The organism is Microvirga sp. Mcv34 (assembly GCF_024519725.1).
Lineage (GTDB): Bacteria > Pseudomonadota > Alphaproteobacteria > Rhizobiales > Beijerinckiaceae > Microvirga.
On record NZ_JALJRK010000026.1, the window covers coordinates 49,210 to 72,017 of the forward strand.

Here is a 22,808-nt window from a genome sequence, read left to right on the forward strand (position 1 = left end):
TGCGGACCTGCCCGTTCGGTCCCCGCAGCCGCGAGAGCGGCATGCGTGCGGAACTCCGGGGGACTCGAGAAGCTCGGGCGTGCAGGATGCGGCGCTGTCGCGGGTGAAGGTAGGAACGCGGGATCTCGCGCACGGCTAACGTGCCAGCACATGACTCAAGAATTTGACGGCCTGCGGCGTTGTCGGACAGGAGAAGAAATCGCCGGGCTGCCCGGTTTCACAGACACAGCCGTCCGTCAGAAAGACAACCCGATCGGCGACGTTGCGCGCGAACCCCATTTCATGGGTTACACAGATCATCGTCATGCCTGAGGCGGCAAGTTCGCGCATCACGTCAAGCACTTCCTTGACCATCTCCGGGTCGAGCGCGGACGTTGGCTCATCGAAGAGCATGACCTTCGGCCTCATCGCAAGAGCGCGCGCAATCGCCACTCTCTGCTGCTGTCCTCCTGACAGCTCGTAGGGATATTTGTGTGTATGTCCGGAGAGTCCGACGCGCTCGAGCAGTTCATGTCCGATGGCGGAAGCCTTCGTGCTCGGCTCTTTCAGGAGAACGCGGGGTCCAAGCGCGACGTTGTCGAGGACCGTCAGGTGAGGGAACAGGTTAAAATCCTGGAACACCATGCCGACCAACTGGCCGATGTGCCCCCGGCGGTGTGCGTTTGCTGCGATATCAACACCGTCAACGGTCACTTCGCCGGAATTCCAATCCTCAAGACCGTTGATGCAGCGGAGCAGCGTCGATTTGCCGGACCCGGACGGCCCGCACAGGACGACGCACTCGCCACGTGCAACCTGGAAGCTGACGCCAGTGAGCACTTCCTGCGAGCGGTAGCGTTTGCATACATCGCTGACGTGAACCAAGGCCGAGCCAGACATGTCGGTTCTCCTCAGGATCTGACGACCCCACGCGCCCTAGCGCTCCTGATTTCGATGCTCCGGCCCCAGCGCGAAAGGCCGAAGCAGACAAGCCAATACACCGCAGCCACGAACAGGTATGCCTCAGTCGGCGATCCGAGCCATTTCGGATCCGACAACGCTGCGGTCACGATATTGATGAAGTCGAACAGTCCGACAATCATGACGTAGCTCGTGTCTTTGACCAGCGCGATGGCAGAGTTGACAATGCCCGGCAAAACCTTGCCGAGGGCCTGCGGCAGCGTGATGTACGCCAGCGTCCGCCAATATCCGAACCCGAGTGCGCTTGCCGCCCTCAACTGCCCCACCGGAACTGCTTGGAGTCCTCCCCGCACCACCTCTGCCAGATAGGCGGCGGAGTAGATCGTCAGAGCCGTAATCGCCATCTCAACCCGGCCGATCTGAAACCCTGGCGGTAGAACCAGCGGCAGCAAGATCACGGCCATAAAGAGAATTGCCACGAGCGGGAGCCCACGCCAGAGCTCGATGAATCCGGTGGCAAGCATGCTAATCACAGGCATCTGGGAGCGCCTGGCCAGCGCAAGGAAGACCGCAAAGGGCATCGAAGCGACAAAGCTCGTCTCCGCGATGACGATTGTCAGCGCCAGCCCGCCCCATTTGTCTGCTGGCACATGCGGCATGCCAGGAACGCCACCGACAAGGAGGGCAAGGCTGGCGATGGGCACGAGAACGATGGCAGCACCGATCATCTGCCTTTGGCTTTGGAAGCGATCAGAGACAGCAACCGCAAACAGGACAACGGGAAGCACGAGAATGAGTGCCGGCCGCCAGTGCTCGTCCGGTGGATAGAAGCCGAATAGGAACTGGTCGATCCGTGCCACCACGAAGGCCCAGCACGCTCCGCCGGGCGCACAGCCGGAGCGGTCCTCGGCGATCCAAGTTGCATCGAGGATCGCCCATCTCAAGAGCGCCCAGGCTGCCCACGCCCAAACCGTTGCGAGCAGGACACTCAATAGACCTCGACCCGGGGTGCCGAAATAACGCCGAAGCAGGGGCGAGACGGCGGATCCAGGCGAAACCGACTTAGAGGAAGAGTCCGTCGTGATCCCCATGTTACCGCTCCACCAAAGCCACTTTAGCGTTGAACCACGAGGTAAATCCAGCCACGAGAGCGCTCAGAACCAGGTACACCGCCATGGTCATCGTGACGATCTCAATGGCTCGCCCGGTCTGGTTCAGTGTCGTGCCGAGGAACACGTTCACAAGGTCTGGGTAGCCGATCACCGTCGCGAGGGAGGATGCTTTGAGCAAGTGCGAGTATTGGTTCGCGAGTGGCGGGATGACGACACGCATTGCTTGGGGCAGAACGATCAGGCGCATCGTCAGACGCGGCGGGAGCCCAAGTGCGGCGGCGGCCTCCCGCTGGCCTTTGTTCACCGACTCGATGCCGGCACGGACGATCTCAGCGATGAATGCAGCGTTATAAATCGTCAGTGCGACGACCAGTGCGACGAACTCTGGGACGAGAACCACGCCGTTCCGGAAGTTAAAGCCGGTTAGGGCAGGGCGGCTCCAGTCAACAGTCAGCGTTGCCAGCAAGACCTCGAGGGCGAGCAGTGCCCCGATGCCCCAGACGGTGACTTGCCGCCGACGTGACGGTTCAGCCCGCCGGAACGCGATTATGCTGAGAGCAATGAGCGTTGCAGCAATGATGGCTGCCATCAACGATGGCGGCACGGGAAGTGCCCCGGTCGAAACATCGGGAAGGACGAGACCCCGGTTGTTGAGGAATACCCATCCTCCGAAACTGAGGCTCTGGCGCACACCGGGCAGCCCGTTAATCAGAAGCTGCTGCCAAAAAAGGACCTGCAGCAGCAACGGGATGTTGCGGAGTCCTTCGACGTAGACAAGAGCCGCGGCAGCCGTCGGCGGATGCTTCGACACCCGTGCCACCCCGATGATAGTTCCCAGCACAGTCGCCAGGATCATGGATACAAAGGCAACGAAGATCGTGTTCAACAGGCCGACAATGAAGGCACGCCCGTAGGTATCCGTTTCGGTGAAGGGAATTAAGGAGAACCCGATCGCAAAGCCGGCCTCCTTCGAGAGAAAGTCGAATCCGGAAGCCAAGCCGCGGGCCTTCAGATTCAGCGCGATATTATGTCCAAGGAACGCCAGCAGAGCGACGACGGCGATGAGTGTGCATCCTTGCCAGAAGATCGAGCCAAGGTTCCGGCGCAGGCGAGGGGGGATACGCGGACCACCTGCGCGCCCCTCCGAGGAGGGTTCCACACGGGATTCCAGGGTTTCGGCAACCGACATCAGTCCACCCTTTTCGACGGAGATCCGAGCAGCCGGCTCCGGCTGCTCGGGCTGAGTTTGCACCGCCTCAGCGCATTGGGGGAGCATACAGGAGGCCGCCCTTGCTCCACAGCTCGTTCTGGCCGCGGGTCAGGTTGACCTTGCTGCCCGTGCCAAGGTTGCGCTCGTAGATCTCGCGATAATTGCCTGTGGTGGCGATCACACGTGCGGCCCAATCATTTGCTAATCCGAGCTTCGCCCCGAAGTCCCCTGTCTTGCCGAGGAGACGCTGGACTTCGGGATTTTTGGAGTTGGCGGCCTCATCGGCCACGTTGGCCTTTGTGATGCCGAACTCCTCCGCGAGAACCCAGGCATAGAATGTCCAAGCGACGATATCCCGGAATCTCGGGTCGTCTTGGCGCACGACAGGACCCAGAGGCTCCTTCGAGATGACGTCTGGCAGAACGACGTATTCGTCTGCCTTGGGGAGAGCCGCCCGGTTGGCCGCGAGGCCTCCGCGCTCGTTCGAGTAGGCATCGCAGCGACCAGCTTCCAGGTTGGCCAAGTTCTGTTCACGGCTGTTCGCCACGATCGGCGTGTACTTCAGGTTGTTGGTTCGGAAGTAGTCCGCGAGGTTGAGCTCGGTTGTCGTCCCGCCGGAGACGCAGATCGAAGCGCCGTCGAGCTCTTTCGCACTTTTGACGCCCAGCGCCTTGCGCACGAGGAAACCTTGCCCGTCATAGATGTAGACGACAGGCCACTCGAGTTTCATCTCTGCGTCCCGAGAGTAGGTCCACGTCGCTGATCGGGCGAGAAGATCGACGCTGCTTGAGGTGAGGGCGGCAAAGGCGTTCTTGAACTCAAGGGGAACGAATTTGACCTTCTCCGGGCTCTCAAGAATTGCCGCAGCCAATGCACGGCAGAAATCGACCTCCAGCCCTGCCCAATTGCCTTTATCGTCGAGGGTGCTCATGCCGACGGTGGCGCCGGTACTCACGCCGCAGGTGACCTCCCCACGCTGTTTGATGGCCTTTAGGGTATCGTCCTCAGCGGCAGACGCCGATGCTGTGGACATCGCTGCGCCGACAAGCGCCGCTATGATTGTTGATCCAACTCGCATTGTCCTGTTCCGTCTCTGGTTCTTGTGGCCTTCATTCTGCTTCGATTTGGGCTGCGGAGGCCCGGCACAGCCCAACGATTGTAATACGTGACCGACTGGAGCCGAGAGCGGACCGTTGCGCCCTCCTTGCTACTCCAAGCTGTTGATCCTCCAGTTCTGGTGCAACCCATTCGCCGTTTTCCTTGTGAGTCAGGCTCTGTGGCGCAGCGGCGGCAAAACCTCGTGAGGCTTGTCCGCCGCGAACAGACGAAAAGCGTTCTCGAGATCGCGCTTCAGATCATCGATGCTCTCCAACCCGAGGCTGAAACGGACGATAGGTCCGCGGTCGTCCGGCGCCGCCACCGTGCGCAGTGGTGCTGGATCGATGACGGCCACAATGCTCTTGGTGCCACCCCAACTCGCACCGATTGAGAAGAACTCAAGAGCCTCAATCACGGAGGCCAGACGTGGGCGGGCCGTAGGGCGCAGGATGACAGAGAAGAGACCCGATGATCCGCTGAAATCCCGACGCCAATGCTCGTGACCGGGGTGGCTGGCGAACGCCGGATGGAGGACTTCCAAAACCTCTGGCTGCTGTTCCAGCCAACGGGCGAGAATGAGGGCAGACGTTTCGGCACGGTCGAGACGTACGGACAACGTCTCGATCCCACGCAGGACGAGAGAACAATCCTCGGGAGACACCCCATAGCCCAAGACCCGCGAGACATCCCGAAGGCGGCGGTAAAGGCCTTCATCCCGGACGGAAATGGCACCCATGAGGACATCAGAATGCCCAGCGAAGTACTTTGAGATGGCTGTGACCGAGAAGTCGACCCCATAGGCGAGAGGCTTGAAGCGCAGCGGCGTTGCCCAAGTGTTGTCCGCTGCGACCATGATGCCACGTGCATGTGCCGCTTCCACGATGCCCGGGACATCCTGGACCTCCATCGTGACGGAGCCAGGGGACTCGACCCAGATAAGCCGAACGTTGTCCTCAACGAGGTCGACAATCCCGCGGCCAATCAGCGGATCATAATAGGCCACCTCGACGCCGAAGGGCTCCAGGAAGGTCTGAGCGAACGTCCGGACGGGATCGTAAATATTGTCTGGCAGAAGAACGCGATCGCCGGAACGGGTACAGGAGAGGGTCGTCAAGGCAATGGCAGCCAGACCCGAGGGAACGACAAGAGCTCTGCTCCCGCTGTCCAGGGCGGCGATCTGAGCCTCAAGCGCCCGCGAGGTGGGGGTGCCGTACAGCCCATAGGAATAGCCGTCGTAGAAGCTTTCCCGTCGGCGCTGATAAGCATCGACGGTGGGAAACACCACCGTGGAGCCGCGATGGACGGGGGGCACGAGACTGTGGAACTCACGCTCCCAATCTCCGGTCAGGTGAACACACTTCGTCTGGTCGTCCATGGAGCAGCCCTTCATTTCCGGCAGGATACTCGGAGCAGCCCGCAATACGCTACTGCATAGAGATGCAGTTTGTATGCGTTTCGGTTATACTCCCTGGATGAACCTTACCCTGATCGAAACCTTCAGTGCCGTGATTAAGACGGGCTCGACCACCAAGGCAGCTGCCCTCCTGGGGATTTCTCAGCCTGCTGTGAGTCGGGCGATGCGGCGGCTTGAGGACACGACGAGGCTGAAACTGTTCGAGCGCTCCGGCCCCAAGCTGACTCCGACTCCCGAAGCCAAGCTCCTTTACCAGGAAATCCTCGATATCCATGTTGGCCTGGATCGGCTCAAGCAGGCCGTCGTCAGGATCCGGGACGTGGGAAGCGGCTCCCTCAAGATTGCGAGCTCTGCGGCTCTCGGCTTGACCTTTCTGCCAAAGGTAATCGAAGGATTTCTCCAGCGGCATCCTAACGTGGTGATCAAGTTCGAGATTGCCTCGTCGGCCACCGTCCGCAGTCTCATCGTCAGTGGTGCGTACGACATCGGGCTGTGCGCAGATGAGATTGACAGGTCCAACCTTGTCGCTGAGCCCTTTGTCAGCAGTCGTGGCGTGTGTGTGATGCGGCAGGACCACCCTCTCAGCAGGCGAAACACCATTGACCCCAAAGACCTTGATGGAGCTGCATTTGTGGCCCTAGCGCCTGAGGATACTGCCCGTAAGGCGTTTGACCGGGTGCTCGCTGAAGCGGGCGTAAGTCCGCGAATTCTGATCGAAACTCCGTTCTCAGCGACCGTTTGCCAGTTCGCGCTGGAGGGAGTCGGCGTTGGCTTGGCTAATCCCGTCACGTTTCTCTCGGAAGGTTACGCGCAGAGAGGTTTGGTGGCGCGTCCCTTCGAGCCCCCGGTCTGGTTCAAGACAATTATGATCCTGCCGCCACAGCGCGTGCGCTCGCGGCTCGTCGACGAACTGATTGTCGAAATGAACCGATATCGGGAAAAGCTGCTGGGAAGGCCTGGAGTGTAACAAGACATCGATCTATCCTCTCCGTTAGGAGACGGTACATTCCCTCTGCGTTATCAAATCTGTTTATGACTCCGCACCGATAACAGCAGGGCCTTGCGCTGTAGTTTCTCGTTCGGGCCTTCCGGGGGCAAACCCATCGGCATCGGGTGGACCTGATGGTCGGCGTCATCGCCGAGCTCATCCCGTGCCTGCTCACGTTATTCGCCATGGTTCTCACCCTGGCCTGCGGGGTGCCGGCGGCAGGCCTCACGTTCGCACTTTCGATGTTCCTCGGGGCTGGCCTGACCCTCGCGGCAGTCGCGGTCATCGTGGCCCGCATCTGGCTCGTAGCCACGGTGACCAGTCATGGGGCTTCGATCGAGCGGCTTTCACGCCTTCTGGAAGGGCTCACGAGGGCGATGCTCGTCGCCTCGGCATCGAGGAGCTTTGGTCATAGGGGCAAACATCGATCCTCCTTGGCCCGGAACGGCTCCAGGCTTGGGGGGTGATCAGAGTGCTCCTCAGGGAGTGGGAAACGTACAGCCAAGCATAGCCACTTACCGTCGGCAGGATCACTCTCGGGCTAGGGGTTTCCCGAACTGGCGTTTCAACTTCCAAGATGCTCTAAGTTTTTCAAGAAAGAAGAAAATCAAATGGGGCCATGAACTCAAACCTTAATGGAACGCGCCCGATCGCATCTGGGCAGGGCGGTGATGCCGCAGGTCTCCCGAATGAAGCCTTGCGCTTGAGCGGAACGAGGCGATTCCGGAACTCACCGGGAGGACGACCCGTTTCTGCGTCGGTCAGACGTTGGATGGACCTGACATCGGCTGTATGCCTGACCAAAGCCGGGCAGGCAGTTCGTCCCGTGAGGAGTGATCGTTCAAGGTTTGGCAGCCCTTTCGCCCAGTGCCTTCTCTCGATCCTGAGTCCGTACCGATGACCGAGTTCGTTTCACATCTTGATGACGAGGCACTCCGATCCCTCGTGGAGGCCCTCACTGAAAGCGGGCAGGCAGTTTCTATCTTCGATGCCGAGGACAATCTCCGGTACGCCAACAAGACCTATCACGGCATGTTCCTGGGCGACTACGATGGCCCCTTCACCTTCACCGGCATCGTTCGCCATGCCCATAGGAACGGGCTTGGCGTGCGGATCGATGACAATGATGTCGAGGGCTTCATCGCCAGAACCCTGCCTCGGCGGCGGAGCGTGCCCCGCAAGTCTTTCGAGACTGATCTGGTAGATGGTCGCTGGTTCTGGATGGACCACACGGTGCTCCCGAACGGCTGGGTGCTGTCTGTTGGTGCTGACATCACAACTTTGAAGAACCACGAGAAGTCCCTTCGGCAGGCCCGCGATATCGCGCTTCAAGCCTCACGGACTGATCTGCTCACGAGCTTGCCGAACCGCCGCCACATCCTGGAGCTGCTCGATGGCGTACTGGTCGAGCACGAGGCCACGGGTTCCAGTCTCTGCATCGCGATGATTGACATCGACTGGTTCAAGGACATCAACGATCCCCACGGACATGAGGCTGGCGATTCTGTACTCCGGCATTTCTCAGATACCTGCCGCGAGAGGGTGCGGGCGCAAGACGTTCTGGGCCGCATGGGAGGCGAGGAGTTCCTGCTGCTACTTCCCGGAGCGGGAGCCCGCGACGCCTCTGGCATGATTGGCCGGATCAGGGACGGCGTCCCTCCAGCCAGGCTCCTCGAGGATGGGACCGACCTGCCCTACACCTTCAGCGCTGGAGTCGCCGAGGCCCTGCCGGACGACGACCGGAGTTCCATCCTCCGTCGGGTGGACCGAGCTCTATACGCCGCCAAGGAAGCGGGGCGGAACTGCACGAGGGTCGGATAGCTAGTCCCTAAGACGCCGCTGGTCCGGTGACTATCATACTCGCGTCCGCCAGACGCAGCCGAGCAGGTCACGTGTCGCCGAGACACCTTGGAGCACCCCGAGGTCAAACAGCGTGAAATCGAAGACGTACCACAGGAGGGGGCCACGAGAGACGCTCGACAGCCGGGAACACCACGCAGTCTTTGCCGTTGGGAACCCCAACTTCGTGCTGCTCGGCAAGAAGGGACAGGATGCCACCATGGTCGCGAGGCCGAGAGTATGGGCAGGGCATCGGCTTCACGCGGGTGACGACCAGCAGTGCAGGATAGGGAGGGATGCCGTGATGGAACCGCTGGCCTTTGGTCGACCTCCTGCCACCCCCGGGATCGGGGAAGGCACCACGGAAGCGCTGCCTCCGGGAACCGCAAGGGTCGGGAACCTCCTCGAAACAGTCGGGATCGTCATCTTCCTGGCATTGCTGGTCGGTGCCGCCGTCATCCTGATCCGACAGAACCGAAACCGCTGACCATCGTGGCAAAGGGAACTCAGTGATCGTCATCGCACGACCAGCTGAACTCGACCGTTTGGCGAGTCGCGCGGGGGAATCTCACCCCCACGCGCTCCCAGAACCGTACGTGACACTCTCGCGTCATACGGCTCCCGATGTTCGGCCGTTTCCATGCAGAAAGCGCCAGTGTGCAAACAGAGTCGGGTTGGCGCGGATTACCCGTACCAGCCAGTCTCTTGCGCCCTTGGGTCGCCGGCGCAACCGCTTGAACTTGTTGCGCGCCCAGCGGATCAGGAAGGCATCGATGCGATGCAAAGTCGAGGTCAGCTCCGACTTGTAGAAGTGACTGTAGTAGTTGATCCAGCCCTGGATGTACGGTCGGAACATCCGTGCCAGATCCGCCAGGGATTTGTCGGTCCGGTGATGGAACGCCCACCCTCGGACCGTCTGCCGGATTGCCTTCAGCGCCTTCGGGCTTGCCGCCGGCAGGAAGGACGTGCCGTAACGACCACCACGCCAGACTGCCTTTCTCGGCCGAAAGCTATAGCCGAGGAAGTCAAACGACTGGACCGGATAGTCGCCGCGCCGGTTCGTGTCCTTGCAATAGACGATCTTCGTCTTGGCCGGATGAAGAACCAGCCCGCAGGTCCGAAAGCGGACCTCCAAGGCACTCCATAGCGCACGAGCCTCCTCTTCGCTGCGGCAGTGGCAGATGATGTCGTCCGCGTAGCGCTCGAACAGAATGGCGGGAAAGCTCCGCGCCATCCAGACGTCGAACACATAGTGCAGGAATAGGTTCGCCAGGATGGGGCTGACCACCCCGCCCTGAGGCGTGCCTGCCGTGCGTGGGACGATGCTACCGTCCTGCATCTGGACCGGAGCCTTCAGCCAGCGCTCGATATAGAGCAGCACCCACGGACAGTCCGTATGATGACGAACTGCCTTGAGCAGCAACTCCCAGTCGATGCTGTCGAAGTAGCTCTGGACGTCGATATCGAGCACCCAGTCGAACCGCCAGCAGCGCTGACGGGTCAGCCGGAGTGCATCGATCGCCGATCGGCCGGGGCGATATCCGTAGCAGTCATCATGGAAGACAGGCTCCAGGATCGGCTCCAGATACCGTTTGACCACCTCCTGAGCGATCCTGTCGCCGACCGTGGGAATGCCCAACGGCCGGGTCCGTCCATCGCCCTTGGGAAGGTCTACCCGTCTGACCGGAGGAGGAAAGTAGCTCCCTGAGGACATGCGATTCCAGAGCCGGTAGAGGTTGTTCGCAAGATCAGCCTCGAACTCCGCAATCGACTGTCCGTCTACGCCAGCCGCTCCCTGGTTGGCCTTCACCTTCTGGAAGGCATCCCAGACTTCCCGCTTCGGAATGGAAAACGGCTTTGCCGTGGCCACAGAGCTCCTCCCGTTACCGGTTGGCTCTGCGCCGCGGCGGAACACTGCAGCCCCTTCGGTCCAGTCCCATTACAGAACCTTCCTCCCTACTACGAGCTGCTCCGCCCCTGTGCCCCGCATCGGTACTCTGGTCCTTGCGGTTTGAGCCGCTTGGACGTCTCCTTTAGCAGCGGGACGACAGGTTCTCACGTTCCATACAAGAGCCTGATCCGGCTTCGCGCCGCCTACATGCCGGATGTCGCTCGGACGGTCTTCAGGACAGCCCCCGAGCTGATCCCGGGAGGTCGACGAACCCCCGGTTTTGACATCACCTTTGGCATTTCGACACGTCATCAGCGGTTCGCTTTCGCTCGCCTCTCCGGATCGTACCTGACGGGACTTCAGCCCCGCCTTTGGCTGCAACGCTCACCACGGCCGCTCTTGACGACCGCAGCTTGCAGGGGTTTGAGGCCGGCACCTGACTGCAGACCTCGAGGGGCCGACCCTCATCTCTTGTACAGCTCCACATCTCCTCCTTCAGAAATGTGTTCGTGACACACCGTCGACGAGCCACCTGGCGAGTCATGGGCATCCTCAAGCGGGGTAAGAAAAACGCACGACCGTATCAGCCTTCCAGACAGCTGGGATGAGAGCATGGTAATCGGAAAGGGTTTTGTGCCTCCCGGCGCGGGCACTCGGCAGGGTGGCTTGGACGAGGGGATCCGTGTAGAAGACCGACTACTCCTCATGGATTCCCGCGCTCTCACATGACACCGTTCCCTTCCAGTCCCGGTGACGACGCACTCCGCACCGTCGCCGAGGCGCTCAGCCAAAGCAGGCAGGCCGTCTCATCTACGATGCTGATGACAACCTCCGCTACGCGAACGACACCTATCAGGGCATGTTCCTGGTCGGCTATGAGGGGCCATACACCTTCCCAACATCCTTCGGCACGGTGCCGCACATGGGCTTGGGGTAAGGAGTTTCTGCTCAGCCGTTAACCCTTTGATGACCATAACGGACACTTGACGAGTCATTCTCTGAACAGCTGCCACAATCGGCCGTTAACCACGTGGACTTGTTCAGTGAGGTTGCGTACATGACACCGATCCTGTCCCTGTGGACCCAGCCCGAGCCGGCGAAGAAATCAGCCCCGAAATGCCTGAGCCAGCGTGTTCTCGTTGTCGAGGACGAATTGCTGCTCGGCGAGATTGCTGCCGAAACTCTAACAGATGCAGGCTACGAGGTCTTCACTGCAGCCAGCGCTGAGGAGGCAGAGGTTATGTTGAGGGACATGTCGGTGGATCTATTGTTCACCGATGTCGATCTGGGCGGTCAGAACGGCTTTGAACTGGCGCAGACCGCCCTATCGCTCCAGCCGCTATTATCAATTGTTTTCACGTCAGGCCGATCCCGGATCTGCTACGGCATGTGCAGGCCCCTGAAGGTGCCTTTCCTCGCCAAGCCTTACCGCCTCGCGGATCTGGTGGAGACGGTTGAGCGCGCATTGAGAGCAACCACGACACAATAACAGGTCCTTGCGGGTGATCGTCTCCTTCGACGATCGCTCCCGTCAAGGCAGGGCGGCTTTCCACCATCCAACTGCGGCATCCGCATCGCCAACGTGGATAGTTAAGTCCGTGGAATTAACCGGTTGAGTAAGCAGCCAATAGCCTTCGCAGGCTCGTGCATTAGCATTGATGAAGATTAGGCAGCCATTTGCCTTGGAGAAGCTGTAACCTGGAACAGGTAAAAGCCATTAAACCGAACACCGACCTGTGCGGCTCTGTCCTCGAAGCCTGGTGGGCTCACGTCTGACGCCTGGAGAGTTCGTTCAAAGGTCCACTGTTCCGGGTTGAGGAAGGTCGGAACAGGGCGGTGCTCTGGTACAGCGCAGAGGAGGGCAGCGCGCTGTTTGTTCCTGAACAGGTTATAGGTGCAATCGCGTGCAAACGATCCGGCATAAGCCAGGTGCTGAACAGACTGCATGATGTCGCCTCCCAAGGCTGGCGCTCTTGTCAGTTGTTGGTGCGCCGTGTGTCCAGTAACCCCTACACCACACAGGTGAGATCTTGTATCGCCCGTAAGGGGTATTCAGGGAAAGTGAGCCCTCCGTGAAACAGAGCCTCATCCCTATCAGCGTCAGCAAGGGCAGGGTGTCGTGGATCGGCTTATGACCGGGCGGCCTAGCGTGGGTCTTCGCGAATTCTGCCGTGAGCGCCCGCTGCCTTTCATCTGTCAGGGGTGTGGGACTGGCTCTGTTCCACGCCAGCTGCCCCGGTTGGACGAACTGCTTGTGCTTGCTCTTGATGTCCTGGGGCAAATGCGCTGCCAAAGGTTCAAAGTTGCGACGCAACTGAGCCTCTGTTCTCTTCCGGTAGGGAAGGGCAGCCTCCACCGCGAGGGCTGCGGCGATGTCGTCCGGTGTTGGATCGGGATGGCGGGCTTGTGCATCCTCCTCGATCTGACGGAACGCCCTCTCTGGGCTGTATAGTGTAGGCGCAAAGTTGAAGTGTCCCGTCGGCACGCCCGTTCCCGGCGATGCTTAGGAGATGCCGGTCGTGCGAGGTCGGACTGACCTCCCCACTGGCGCGAGGCCAACCGGAATACCGCCCGGCGCGTCGTGCTGTCCTGATCGCTGGGCTGAATAGTGGGTCTGCCCGCCTCGTATCCAGCGGGACTATCCATAGGTCCGACGCGACTGAAGACTTGACAGGATGTCGTGTTCACTCTGCTACGACGCTCGTAGGGCAGCTCGCTTGCGAGCACGACCCCTAGGGAATTCACATGTCGAGAAGGCCTGTATGAGCAAAGAGAGCAATTCGATGAACGCTTCCAGCGCTGCAGAGCGATTCTTTCGATTGTATCGCCTCCATTGCGTCGATCCCAACCGAGACACACTGTTTTCCGTCCTTGAGGCGGCTCATAGTCTGAATGACCGACTGAAAATCGGCCATGATGTCGAATTCTTCGATCTACAGGAATTTTCGGCGCTGAAATGCCTGAGGAATTTCTTCCACCATCAAGAAGAGTTACGGCACACGGTTAGAGTCGTACCGGCGGGGAACTACCCGATTATCACTGACCTGATGATCTTGTGTCTCGTTCCCAGCGCTATCGTTGAGAGTGCAGTCGAGGAGACGAGGGAACGGCACAGGGAGGCAACCAGGCAGGCGTGCAACGCGGTGTTTCACTGGTACGGTACGGTCGTGAACATCAACCCGGCACTCTTTAACTTCGTGGTTGGTGCCTATGAGCGCATGAACGCAGCAGGCATCTCCCTCAGCGGGGAGGCCTTCCAGGAATTTGAGGCCAGCTACCGATACGAAGAGGATCATGACCACGCTCATCGCATCGACGGGAGAATTGCCACGCGTGCAGGAGACCTCGACCAGTTGCTGGTTCATAAAGTGAATACGGAGGGACTTTAGAGGCTCCCGATGGCGGATCCTGGCATTGCTGTGGGCTAGCCCAGAAGCCTGTTCCGGTACACTGCTTTAGAAATGCGAAAAATTCACTGCCCGGCGAATATTGTGTTTTTGCCGAATATACGCTATAAAAGGCATATTTACTGCGCAGAAAATGACTATGGAAGACCAAATAGCCGAGACGCTCATACGAAACTTTGTTGCTGCCCTGACCGAGATCACAGGCGAGAAGCCTCACCTCTTACAAGAGCCTAAGAGTTCTCGAAGTTCATTTCGACCAGACTTGGTGATGGAAATGCGTCAAGACGGCGAACCGTATCGGCTTGTCGTCGAGGCCAAAGCATCTCTTTTTCCGCGTGATGCGCGCGAAGCTATCTGGCAGCTCAGGAACTATCTCGCCCATCTGGATAACGTCTCCTATCCGGCAGTACCCCTCCTCATGGCCGAGAGCATATCGCCCGGCGCCCGAGAATTGCTTCGTGACGAACGAGTTGGCTATTTTGACTCCAGCGGAAGCCTGTTCATCGCAGCCAAAGGCCTTTATCTGCGTGTCGACAAGCCAGCATCACGGAAGCAATCCCGCTCACTGAACAACCTGTTTGCCGGCCGTCGGGCTCAAGTTCTGCACGCGGTCTGGGTCACCAAGCCAGATTGGTTCGGCGTCCACGAGATCGCTGAGCGGGCCGGGGTATCGCCGGCGACGGCCTCGGAAACCTTGATAGCGCTCGAACGCCGAGACTGGGTCGAGGTGAGGGGGGCTGGCCCCTCGAAGGAGCGCCGCTTGACCAATTCACGCGCGCTGCTCGATGCATGGTCGAGTTTTCAGAGCTCTGTCAAACCGAAGGTCGTGCAACACTACTACGTGCGCTCGGTGGAGCTGCCGGATCTGCAACGACAGCTCGATCACGCGTGTGAGATCGAAGGCGTTCCTTACGAGCTCACCGGCATTTCCGCCGGACAGATTCATGCTCCTTACCTGTCGAGTGTTTCTCAGGTCTCTTGTCGCGTTTCTGAGAGCCGGAGGATGCACGCTGTGCTGGATGCAATCGGGGCGCGGCCCGTACGAGAAGGCTGGAATCTTGGTGTCCACGAGTTGAAGTCGGATGACGAGCTGCGATTTCGCCAGAGGATCGATGATCTTTGGGTTGCCGATCCGCTTCAAACCTACCTTGACCTGCTGCAGTCGGGGGGGCGTGCCAAAGAGCTGGCGCACCATCTTCGTGCCGAGAAACTGGACGCCTGATGCCCAAGCCACAGTTTTTCGTCGACTACAGCCGGGAAGTCACCCATGACTGTGAGCGTGTGCTGGTCACACTCTTCAGCGGCCTTGGACCATGGCGAGAGTCGGTCTTCCTGGTCGGAGGCCTGACGCCGCGCTACCTCGTGACGGCGCGGCCGCCGGCTGTTCCGGCGCATGCTGGCACCGGAGATATCGACATCGTCGTCGACCTCGCCGTTCTCGCGAACACCGAAGCCTATCGGACGCTGGAGGAGAACCTCAAGCGGATGGGCTTTGAGCGTGCGGACAACGACAGGGGCGTGAAGGTCAATTGGCGGTGGAAGACCAAAACTGAAAAAGGAGTCACGGTCATTCTCGAGTTCCTGGCCGATGACCCGGGGCTGAAAGGCGGTGCGCTGCAAGAGCTGCCGACGGAGGGGAACATCTCGGCCGTTAACATCCCTCATGCATCGCTTGTTTTCGATCTCCACGACCGAATGGAAGTGACAGCCGACCTCCTTGGACAGAAAGGCCGCGCGACCGAATCTATCCCCTACGCAAACATCGTATCGTTCACCTGCCTGAAGGCGTTCGCGTTCGACCATCGTCGCGAGGGAAAGGACGCCCACGACCTTGTCTATTGCCTGGAACATGGCGAGGGCGGGCTAGCTGGCGCGATCACCAAATTCAAAGACACATTAGCCGGCCAGCACGCCGCGGTTATCAGGGCAGCGCTGGCGAACCTTCGGAAGCGCTTTTGCGATCCGAAATCGGACGAGGGCTACCTTCGTGAGGGGCCAGTCGCGGTCGCGCGGTTCGAGATCGAGGGCGACGACGAGGATGCCGAGGTTCGCGAGCAGCGGGCGCTGCGGCAGCGTGCAGTGAACGATGTCATTTCGCGGCTACTTGGCGACTTAGGGATCATCGGGGAATGATGCAGCAGCTGCGACCTATTGAGTTGAACCTCGTTGACGAGCTGTTCGAAACGAGTCCGGGCTATGTGCTCGATTTCACGAACAGCACATACGCCCAATTCTTTCGCCGCGAGGTTGGCGTCGACATCTATGATGACGCCTATGCGATCTTTGGCGGCAGCAAAGGAAAGCGCCTCAGAGCATTCCTGTCGGTTGGGCAGCCACGGGCGATAGCCCGAGCCCTCACAGCACTCTGGGAGTATCGCGAAATCGAAAGGCTCGGTCGGGCGCAGGCCGAGACGGTCGTCAATGCGGGCAAAAGGCTGAGCGCGATCGTTGAGAGGCTCGGCGGCATGCCGCTTTCGCCATTCGAATCCACCATAGAAGTGCCTGGGGCGAAGGATGAGGCCAAGCCGCGCATCTTCCGGGCCGAAGAGGCCACGTTGCGGCGTCTTGAGGCGCAGTTGCTCGCGTTACACGAGATGTCGGACGAACCGCAGGCACGTGGTTATCATTTTGAGATACTATTGACCGAGTTATTCAACGCGTGGGGGATGGATGCACGCGGCGGTTTCCGCTTGGTCGGTGAACAGATCGATGGCTCGTTTCAGCTCAATGGACATACTTATCTGCTCGAGGCGAAATGGCATCGCGCGAGAACAGATGCCGGTACCCTTCACGCGTTTCAGGGCAAAGTGAGCGAGCGTCCCGAATGGACACGCGGGTTGTTCGTTAGCTTTGCCGGTTTCACCGAAGTCGGCTTGCAGGCGTTCACCGCCCGAAGGATCATTCTTGCGGATGGGATGGACATCTACGACGCATTGGCTCGACGCCTTTCGATACCAGACATGATTGCTGCGAAAATTCGCCATGCCTCGGAGTATCGAAATCCATTCGAACGTGTGAGAACCTTATTCCCTTTGTAAAGACGTGGGCTCCTATAACATGCTGGCTCTCAGCATCTGGTGCGCTCTAAGGGGAAAGTCAGTGGATGAGACGGTCAAAACCAGAAGGGTGAGGGGACCTGACATTGGTCTCCATCAGGCCAAACGTCTGTGCCAGCTTTCGGCGCCAGACCGACTCGCCCTTATCGCCGAGGGTTTGCCGGTCATCCTTGACAGCGCACAAGGGTTCTGGAAGGCGTCGCAGCAGCTAAGCGGGCACCCGCGTGAAGCAAAGGTGCTGGAGGGATTTGCAGAGGAAGAAGCCGCGAAAATCCTGATCCTCATGGACGTGGTGCGCTGTCCGCCCAAACTCATTTCGTCAAAGCTGAACCGCATCATGGGCTGGTTCTATGACCACCTTGCGCGGCTCATTTACGCCGAAGCGGTCAGCTGGAAGCCCATGGATCTCGCACAGCTTCGCGAGTATGTCGATAACCAGCGCCGAGGGCACTACATCGAGGGGCATGCTGGTGAGTACATCATGCCCAACTGGACAGTGTATGAGCGTGAAAGCCGCCTCTATGCCGACGTCGAGGCTTACCAGGATGGTGAGCTCAGGTGGAACGCTCCGCGCTATTCGCCTACCGACATCAGGACGTTCGCGTCGCTTCCACCGCCAGCGTTGCGGGTTGCCGAAGCCATGGGACATCTCGGACTATTCACCCTAGGAGGGCTGAAGGCCACGTCAGATATCTGGGGTAGCCTCGAGTATCGTGACAAGGAAAACCACAACGACGGCGAGCAGCTCACGAAGCAATTGTTAGAGCGCCTCTATCGAGAGGGCCTCATGCTCGACACGGCCGAGGAAAAGCATCTCACCCTCCTGTATCGTGACTGGCAGATCCCGATGTATAACCTCGATTTCTCTCTCATCCCGGTGACGCTTGAAGAACTTCAGGCCGAGCAGGAAGCCGAGTACTGGTCCATGGTCGGTAATCCGTGGTAGACGACCATGGATCGTCTCACCCTCAATTACGTATGGGCGCAAAAGAAAATTCCTGTCGTGCTGCGTCGGACCGGGCACGGTGAGCGGCTTCGGGTCCGGTTGCCATTTGCCGATGACAACCGGGAATGGCTTCAGAACGGGCGACGAGCAGCTCCTGAATGGGTCGGCGGGGCCAAAGCCTATTGGGAGCTCCCAAAATCCTGGTTCAACGACTTCGTTGATCGATCACTCCTCCGATATGGTAAGGTCTATATCATCCAACCCTATCGCGAGCAGGAAGTTTGCGCGAGGGCGTGCCAGGAAGCGCGCGGTCACGAATGCCAATGTTCATGCATGGGCGCAAACCATGGCATGGGAATCGATGGAAGCTGGTTTGAGGTATCCGACACGTTCTCGATGCGTTGGGGTGAGCGCGCGCTCGCCTGCCGCTTGTTATCGGCGCGGTAGAGGCTCGCATGGATGATCGACCTCAATCAAAACCGTGATCGGGACCCTATCGCGTCGGGCACCGGATGAATTTTTCGACGGTGCCGTCGAGGAAGACCCGCTCGATGTGATGCCCGGCACCGTCGATGAGACTGCGCGCGACCATCGGCAGTTCTCGCACTGAGCGCTCCACATCATCCAGCGCGATTGGTGCATCGCTCTCAGGAACGTCGATCCGAGTTACATTGTTCTTTTCAACGAGCAGATAGGCTTGTCCGAGAGCATTTCGTGACTGCGCGCGGGCGGCGGCGTTGAAGGAGCGCAGGAGTGCCCACTCCTTGATGCCGCCCGTGCGGGCACGCTCGTCGACAGTAAACGTAGACTCGCCGGTTCCCAGACTCAGGATGCGCACATTCTCACGCGCGATGTCGAAGCAGGCGAGGGCATCAACCAGGGCGTTCATGACTGGATTGTTCGCCCAGATGCCGCCATCAATCATGATATACCCGTCGTCCTCGACGCCGGGGTAATAGGATGGTGCGGCTGTCGTATGCAGCGCGACATGCGCAAACTTCGGCTCCGTCGCAAATCCGGAGCAGGAACGAGAAGGTAGCAGAAGACTGTGATCCGCTCATGCGGCGAGTAGGTCAAACTGTTCAGCGAGCGACGGCTGCGGATTGCGGGCGTACTTCGCCTGCTGTTTGCGCATCATGTGGATCAGCTCGATACCACCCAGGATCACTCGGGCAGTGATAACGGAATGGAAACCGAGCATCGGCCGGATGCGCCGTTTGATCGCCCGATGGTCCTGCTCAATTCGATTGTTCAAGTAGGCACTTTGCCGGATGCGAATGGGTTTCAGGCGGCGCCTTGATCGATCTTGGAGCCGGTCTGTCGTATCGCAGGACAGGATGGCTTCCCGGTTGGTCTGGCTGCCGTCGATCACGATCCGTTCGGGTCGGCCATGCCGCTTCAGGGCTTTGCGTAGGAAACGCTTGGCGGCAGCCAAGTTGCGGCGCTCGCTGAACCAGAATTCAACTGTGTCGCCGTTGCTGTCGATCGCTCGGTAAAGGTACATCCACTGCCCGCGGACTTTGATATAGGTTTTGTCCACGTGCCATCTCCGGCTGACACTTCGTTTGCGAAGGTTGAAGCGCTCGAGCAGTTCGGTCGAGTAGCGAATAACCCACCTGTGGACGGTCGCATGGTCGACGGAGATACCCCGCTCCGCCATCATCTCCTCTAGGTTCCGGAGGCTCAGGCCGTACGCGAGATACCACCGGACACACAGCAGGATCACCGATCGATCAAAATGCCTGCCCTTGAACACTGCTGCCTCCGCTACTGTGACCGCAATCTCAGTAACTGAAACTCTGAACCGAAAAGTTTGCGACGGATCCCCACATTCTAGCCCTTTCAGGGTTGCTCCACGCCTTGGGATCCGGTTAACGATCTGTAGAGCAGTCCCTCCAGACCGTTCCGAAAGTCAGATCGGGCCAAGACAAGCGCAAACGGAGCCTGAAAAGGTTCATTGCCAGGGCAGAAGGTCTGGCGACACGCCGAAAGACCAGGCAATATGACGAGGATAGAGATAGTACCTAGTAGGTTTGGGCGTAAAGCATGGGCGACTTTGAGAGAACATTCGGCGCAGGCGCAGATGCCGCATCAATAATAGATGCTTATTCTGACCATGAAGAAGATATCGATTCATCAATCACTGAAAAAGACCGCATAACACCGGAAGAGAGGCTTACAACAGCGAAGCAACGGGGCGTCAATATCACTTGGCGATCTCGTACCGAAGTTTATCCTGATGCAGATGATCCTAGCGTTTCGATCCAACCTGACTTCCTCGCCTTCGATAAATTTTCCAATAAGAACGTCGGGCGAGTCTTCCGGATACAAAAAAACGATGACTCGCCTTTTTTTAACGAGCTAATGGGCCGCTGGATTTATCCCGAGAAATGGGAGGTCTGGGGTTGGTCCATGTACGCCCACAGTGCCACTAAGAAGGTGCCATTCAGAACTAATGGCGCTACCAACAGCCTTGCTGAGGCAGAAAGTTTTATGGCCGAAGCATATGGGCTGCTGCTTGAGCACAACAGACCGCCGCCGCGGTTCTCCTTCTTTGTGAATCTGAGCAACCTCGGGTCAAACCATATGAGCATCTGGACCCAAGATGGCGGGTGCGATTTAGAAATCGAGATCGACTCCGAGAGCGACGCGGTCATAAGAGCCCACACATGGGGCCACACCCTCTACGTGGTCATCAGTTCCGGCCCTAGTGACAACACCGGCTCTGTTCACCCCGATATCGGGAACGCGATTGCTGCGTTCAGCGCCCAATTCGACGGCTGGCATGACAACGATGTGCCGGTACGTTCGAGCTACGAGTCGCAGATTTCCCGTGCCGTCGCTGAGATCCTCGCCGCTCATGACTCAGGTCAATTCACCTCTGGGTGCTTCAAGACTATTTCTCGTGCGGATGCCGAGATTACCATCGCTGCAGTCCTGATGTACGGATATGCATAGCAGGTTCACGTTGGCTGAACCAAGTCGCGGACTGTGGTCCACTTAGGATCCTGAGGTTCTCCTCCAACAGTTCCAGCAAAAGTCGAGTCCTCCCAGCCACCCATAAGCAGCAGCCCCAGCTTTGAACTAGAATCGGTTCAGCGCAAAATGCCCCGGCTGAGAGGGTAGGGGCTCTCGGCCAGGGCGAGCTCCACGCGTTGGGGGCTTATGGAGTTTGTGCGGGCTAATACGCTACACGCCCGATGGGGGCATCCTCGTATGGCCAAGCTTAAAAATTCGTGCACGCCACCCAGGACGTCATCTTAGCCCTGGAGGAAGGTTCAGGAGAGATGCTGAGCAAAGTGCTTGTTCATCTCGAACATGCTGACCTTGTCCTTGCCTGCAAATACGGCCCGAAGCTTGTCGTCCGCCAGGATCTCCCGCTTGTTCGCAGGGTTCTGCAGATTGTTGGCCTTGATGTACTCCCAGACCTTGCTCACCACCTCGGTGCGGGGCAGGGGGGATGAGCCAACGACGGCTGCCAGTTCATTCGAAGGCTGCAGCGGCTTCGCCAGGGCTGGGTTCGGTTTCTTGGTCTTGGTGGCTTCTGCCATTCTGTAACTCCGTTGTTACGCCTTCCCGCCCTCTAGAGGGGCAAGGGGGCGCGACCATGGCAAGCTAAGATCTAACAGTCTGTTAATTGCGCCTTGGGACTTCACCTAACGCCGCTTGCCTATTGGCCTTGCCATCATTCGCTGCATCGCCGCCTCTGCTTGGGCCCTAGCCTCGGCGTCATGGTTCAGGTTGCGCACCTCTGAGGCCTCATCCTGGTCCTGGAGACCGTTCTGGCGTGCCCGCCACCGCTTGGCCTGAGCAGATGTTGCGGCGGCCTTGGCTAACTTCTCCAGGCGGTCCAGTTGCGGCGTGCTGGCTTGGGCGTTCGTCTCGGTCTGCTCGTCTTCATTCTGTGGGCCTGCTGGTAAGCGGGGCGTGATGGCCGCGGGCTGGGACCGGATCGTGTCCACTCATGGCCAAGTGGACACTAAGACCGTGGTGTCCAGTTCCATGGAAGGAGTTCATCGACCCTGTTGGCCGGGTGATCAGCGATGCGCTCGATGACGTCAGCAAGATAGGCTTGCGGGTTGATGCCGTTCATTTTGCAGGTTTCGACAATGGTGTAGATGACCGCTGCGCGATCGCCGCCGGCATCGGAACCGCTGAAGAGATAGTTTTTCCGGCCCAGGGCCAAAGGTCTGATCGCCCGCTCAGCGGCATTGTTGCTCATCTCAAGCCGCCCGTCAGTGACGTAAACCGTGAGAGCCTTCCAGCGGGAGGTCATATAGCGGATCGCCTTGGCCAATTCGCTTTTGCCGCTGATGCGCGCGAGCGTCGTGTCGAGATGGCTCTTCAGGATCTCCAGAAGAGGGACCGACCTGGCCAGGCGTGCAGCGAGCCGCGTTTCTGGATCCAAGCCGTTGATCCCGGCTTCGACCGCAAACAGGTCGGAGATGAGGGCCAAGGCCCGTTCCGCCGAAGGCGAGCGATTGCGGAGGAACTCGTTGTATAGATCGCGGCGGGCATGGGCCCAACAGGCCACCTGGATCAGGCGCGTCTCGCCGGTGAGTGGATGGTTGGCATAGAGCTTGTCGAAGCCGGCATAGGCATCGGCATGCAGGAAGCCACGGCAAGGCGACAGCAGGTGCTGGGCATGCTCCCCTTTGCGATCCGCAGAATAGGCATAGAACGCCGCGGGCGGCACGGCCGATCCCCAGGGACGTTCATCGCGCACAACCGTCCACAGCCTGCCGGTCTTGGTCTGGCCGCGTCCGGGGTCGAGGACCGGAACGGGGGTATCGTCAGCATGCACCGTTTCGCCGGAACGGGCATGGGTTCCGATCCTGTCGCTCACGACCTGAAGCAGCGCTGCCATCGCCCCGACCCATCCGGCCAGCGTCGAGCGATCGAGATCGACGCCTTCGCGCGCATAGATGTCACTCTGGCGATGCAGGG

23 protein-coding genes are annotated in these 22,808 nt (G+C 59.4%); 12 read left to right on the forward strand and 11 right to left on the reverse strand.

All coding sequences use genetic code 11. The annotated features are described in order from the left end of the window. Positions 1 to 135: 135 nt before the first annotated feature. From OC446_RS15255 to metC, 5 genes are all read right to left on the reverse strand, one after another. Positions 136 to 879: an amino acid ABC transporter ATP-binding protein gene (locus OC446_RS15255; protein WP_262029883.1), complete on the reverse strand. Its 744-nt coding sequence runs from the start codon at positions 877 to 879 to the stop codon at positions 136 to 138. A gap of 11 nt (positions 880 to 890) precedes the next feature. Next, complete coding sequence (locus OC446_RS15260; RefSeq protein WP_262029884.1) at positions 891 to 1,760, reverse strand: amino acid ABC transporter permease; 870 nt, start codon at positions 1,758 to 1,760, stop codon at positions 891 to 893. Between the two features lie 232 nt (positions 1,761 to 1,992). Continuing rightward, positions 1,993 to 3,201 (reverse strand): amino acid ABC transporter permease, encoded by a 1,209-nt coding sequence (locus OC446_RS15265; protein ID WP_262029885.1) that lies wholly within the window; start codon positions 3,199 to 3,201, stop codon positions 1,993 to 1,995. A 67-nt stretch (positions 3,202 to 3,268) separates the two neighbouring features. Continuing rightward, positions 3,269 to 4,255: an amino acid ABC transporter substrate-binding protein gene (locus tag OC446_RS15270; protein WP_377029615.1), complete on the reverse strand. Its 987-nt coding sequence runs from the start codon at positions 4,253 to 4,255 to the stop codon at positions 3,269 to 3,271. A 234-nt stretch (positions 4,256 to 4,489) separates the two neighbouring features. Further along, positions 4,490 to 5,695: a cystathionine beta-lyase gene (gene metC, locus OC446_RS15275; RefSeq protein ID WP_262029887.1), complete on the reverse strand. Its 1,206-nt coding sequence runs from the start codon at positions 5,693 to 5,695 to the stop codon at positions 4,490 to 4,492. Between the two features lie 73 nt (positions 5,696 to 5,768). Between metC and OC446_RS15280 the strand changes: the two genes are divergently transcribed. From OC446_RS15280 to OC446_RS15295, 4 genes are all read left to right on the forward strand, one after another. Further along, the gene (locus OC446_RS15280; RefSeq protein WP_262029888.1) at positions 5,769 to 6,701 is read left to right on the forward strand and encodes a LysR substrate-binding domain-containing protein; all 933 of its coding nucleotides are present in this window, start codon (positions 5,769 to 5,771) and stop codon (positions 6,699 to 6,701) included. Between the two features lie 155 nt (positions 6,702 to 6,856). Further along, positions 6,857 to 7,189 (forward strand): hypothetical protein, encoded by a 333-nt coding sequence (locus OC446_RS15285; protein ID WP_262029889.1) that lies wholly within the window; start codon positions 6,857 to 6,859, stop codon positions 7,187 to 7,189. 430 nt (positions 7,190 to 7,619) lie between these two features. After that, a complete protein-coding gene (locus tag OC446_RS15290; RefSeq protein WP_262029890.1) occupies positions 7,620 to 8,543 on the forward strand; it encodes a sensor domain-containing diguanylate cyclase in 924 nt (307 codons plus the stop codon). Positions 8,544 to 8,655: 112 nt separating this feature from the next. Next, positions 8,656 to 9,048, forward strand: coding sequence for a hypothetical protein (locus tag OC446_RS15295; RefSeq protein ID WP_262029891.1), 393 nt, complete (start codon positions 8,656 to 8,658; stop codon positions 9,046 to 9,048). Positions 9,049 to 9,171: 123 nt separating this feature from the next. Here OC446_RS15295 and ltrA read toward each other — a convergent pair whose 3' ends face one another. Then, positions 9,172 to 10,431, reverse strand: coding sequence for a group II intron reverse transcriptase/maturase (ltrA, locus tag OC446_RS15300; protein ID WP_262029892.1), 1,260 nt, complete (start codon positions 10,429 to 10,431; stop codon positions 9,172 to 9,174). A gap of 1,078 nt (positions 10,432 to 11,509) precedes the next feature. On the opposite strand from ltrA, the gene OC446_RS15305 reads away from it, so the two are divergent. Next, positions 11,510 to 11,941 carry a response regulator gene (locus OC446_RS15305; RefSeq protein WP_262029893.1) on the forward strand — a complete coding sequence of 144 codons (432 nt, stop codon included), beginning with the start codon at positions 11,510 to 11,512 and terminating at the stop codon, positions 11,939 to 11,941. A gap of 176 nt (positions 11,942 to 12,117) precedes the next feature. Here OC446_RS15305 and OC446_RS15310 read toward each other — a convergent pair whose 3' ends face one another. Continuing rightward, positions 12,118 to 12,399 carry a hypothetical protein gene (locus OC446_RS15310; protein WP_262029894.1) on the reverse strand — a complete coding sequence of 94 codons (282 nt, stop codon included), beginning with the start codon at positions 12,397 to 12,399 and terminating at the stop codon, positions 12,118 to 12,120. An 815-nt stretch (positions 12,400 to 13,214) separates the two neighbouring features. Here OC446_RS15310 and OC446_RS15315 point away from each other — a divergent pair. From OC446_RS15315 to OC446_RS15340, 6 genes are all read left to right on the forward strand, one after another. Beyond that, entirely contained in the window at positions 13,215 to 13,841 is a 627-nt protein-coding gene (locus OC446_RS15315; protein ID WP_262029895.1) for a hypothetical protein, read from the forward strand. 292 nt (positions 13,842 to 14,133) lie between these two features. Beyond that, entirely contained in the window at positions 14,134 to 15,081 is a 948-nt protein-coding gene (locus tag OC446_RS15320) for a helix-turn-helix domain-containing protein (protein WP_262029896.1), read from the forward strand. Then, entirely contained in the window at positions 15,081 to 15,992 is a 912-nt protein-coding gene (locus OC446_RS15325) for an antitoxin (RefSeq protein ID WP_262029897.1), read from the forward strand. The genes OC446_RS15320 and OC446_RS15325 overlap by 1 nt, the downstream gene beginning before the upstream one ends. Further along, positions 15,989 to 16,897 (forward strand): restriction endonuclease, encoded by a 909-nt coding sequence (locus tag OC446_RS15330; protein WP_262029898.1) that lies wholly within the window; start codon positions 15,989 to 15,991, stop codon positions 16,895 to 16,897. Before OC446_RS15325 ends, OC446_RS15330 begins: the two co-directional genes overlap by 4 nt. 61 nt (positions 16,898 to 16,958) lie before the next feature. Further along, positions 16,959 to 17,861 carry a hypothetical protein gene (locus tag OC446_RS15335; protein ID WP_262029899.1) on the forward strand — a complete coding sequence of 301 codons (903 nt, stop codon included), beginning with the start codon at positions 16,959 to 16,961 and terminating at the stop codon, positions 17,859 to 17,861. Positions 17,862 to 17,867: 6 nt separating this feature from the next. Then, on the forward strand, positions 17,868 to 18,308 hold the full coding sequence (locus OC446_RS15340; protein WP_262029900.1) for a hypothetical protein: 441 nt from the start codon (positions 17,868 to 17,870) through the stop codon (positions 18,306 to 18,308). A 46-nt stretch (positions 18,309 to 18,354) separates the two neighbouring features. Here the strand turns inward: OC446_RS15340 and OC446_RS15345 are convergent, their stop codons facing one another. Both OC446_RS15345 and OC446_RS15350 read right to left on the reverse strand, forming a co-directional pair. Then, positions 18,355 to 18,786 (reverse strand): hypothetical protein, encoded by a 432-nt coding sequence (locus OC446_RS15345; protein WP_262029901.1) that lies wholly within the window; start codon positions 18,784 to 18,786, stop codon positions 18,355 to 18,357. Positions 18,787 to 18,918: 132 nt separating this feature from the next. Continuing rightward, positions 18,919 to 19,617 carry an IS6 family transposase gene (locus OC446_RS15350; protein WP_262029902.1) on the reverse strand — a complete coding sequence of 233 codons (699 nt, stop codon included), beginning with the start codon at positions 19,615 to 19,617 and terminating at the stop codon, positions 18,919 to 18,921. A gap of 290 nt (positions 19,618 to 19,907) precedes the next feature. Between OC446_RS15350 and OC446_RS15355 the strand changes: the two genes are divergently transcribed. Continuing rightward, positions 19,908 to 20,819, forward strand: coding sequence for a hypothetical protein (locus OC446_RS15355; RefSeq protein ID WP_262029903.1), 912 nt, complete (start codon positions 19,908 to 19,910; stop codon positions 20,817 to 20,819). A 320-nt stretch (positions 20,820 to 21,139) separates the two neighbouring features. Here the strand turns inward: OC446_RS15355 and OC446_RS15360 are convergent, their stop codons facing one another. Further along, a complete protein-coding gene (locus OC446_RS15360) occupies positions 21,140 to 21,412 on the reverse strand; it encodes an SWIB/MDM2 domain-containing protein (protein WP_262029904.1) in 273 nt (90 codons plus the stop codon). A gap of 428 nt (positions 21,413 to 21,840) precedes the next feature. After that, the coding region (gene tnpC, locus OC446_RS15365) for an IS66 family transposase (RefSeq protein ID WP_262029905.1) at positions 21,841 to 22,808 on the reverse strand (968 nt) is incomplete at its 5' end.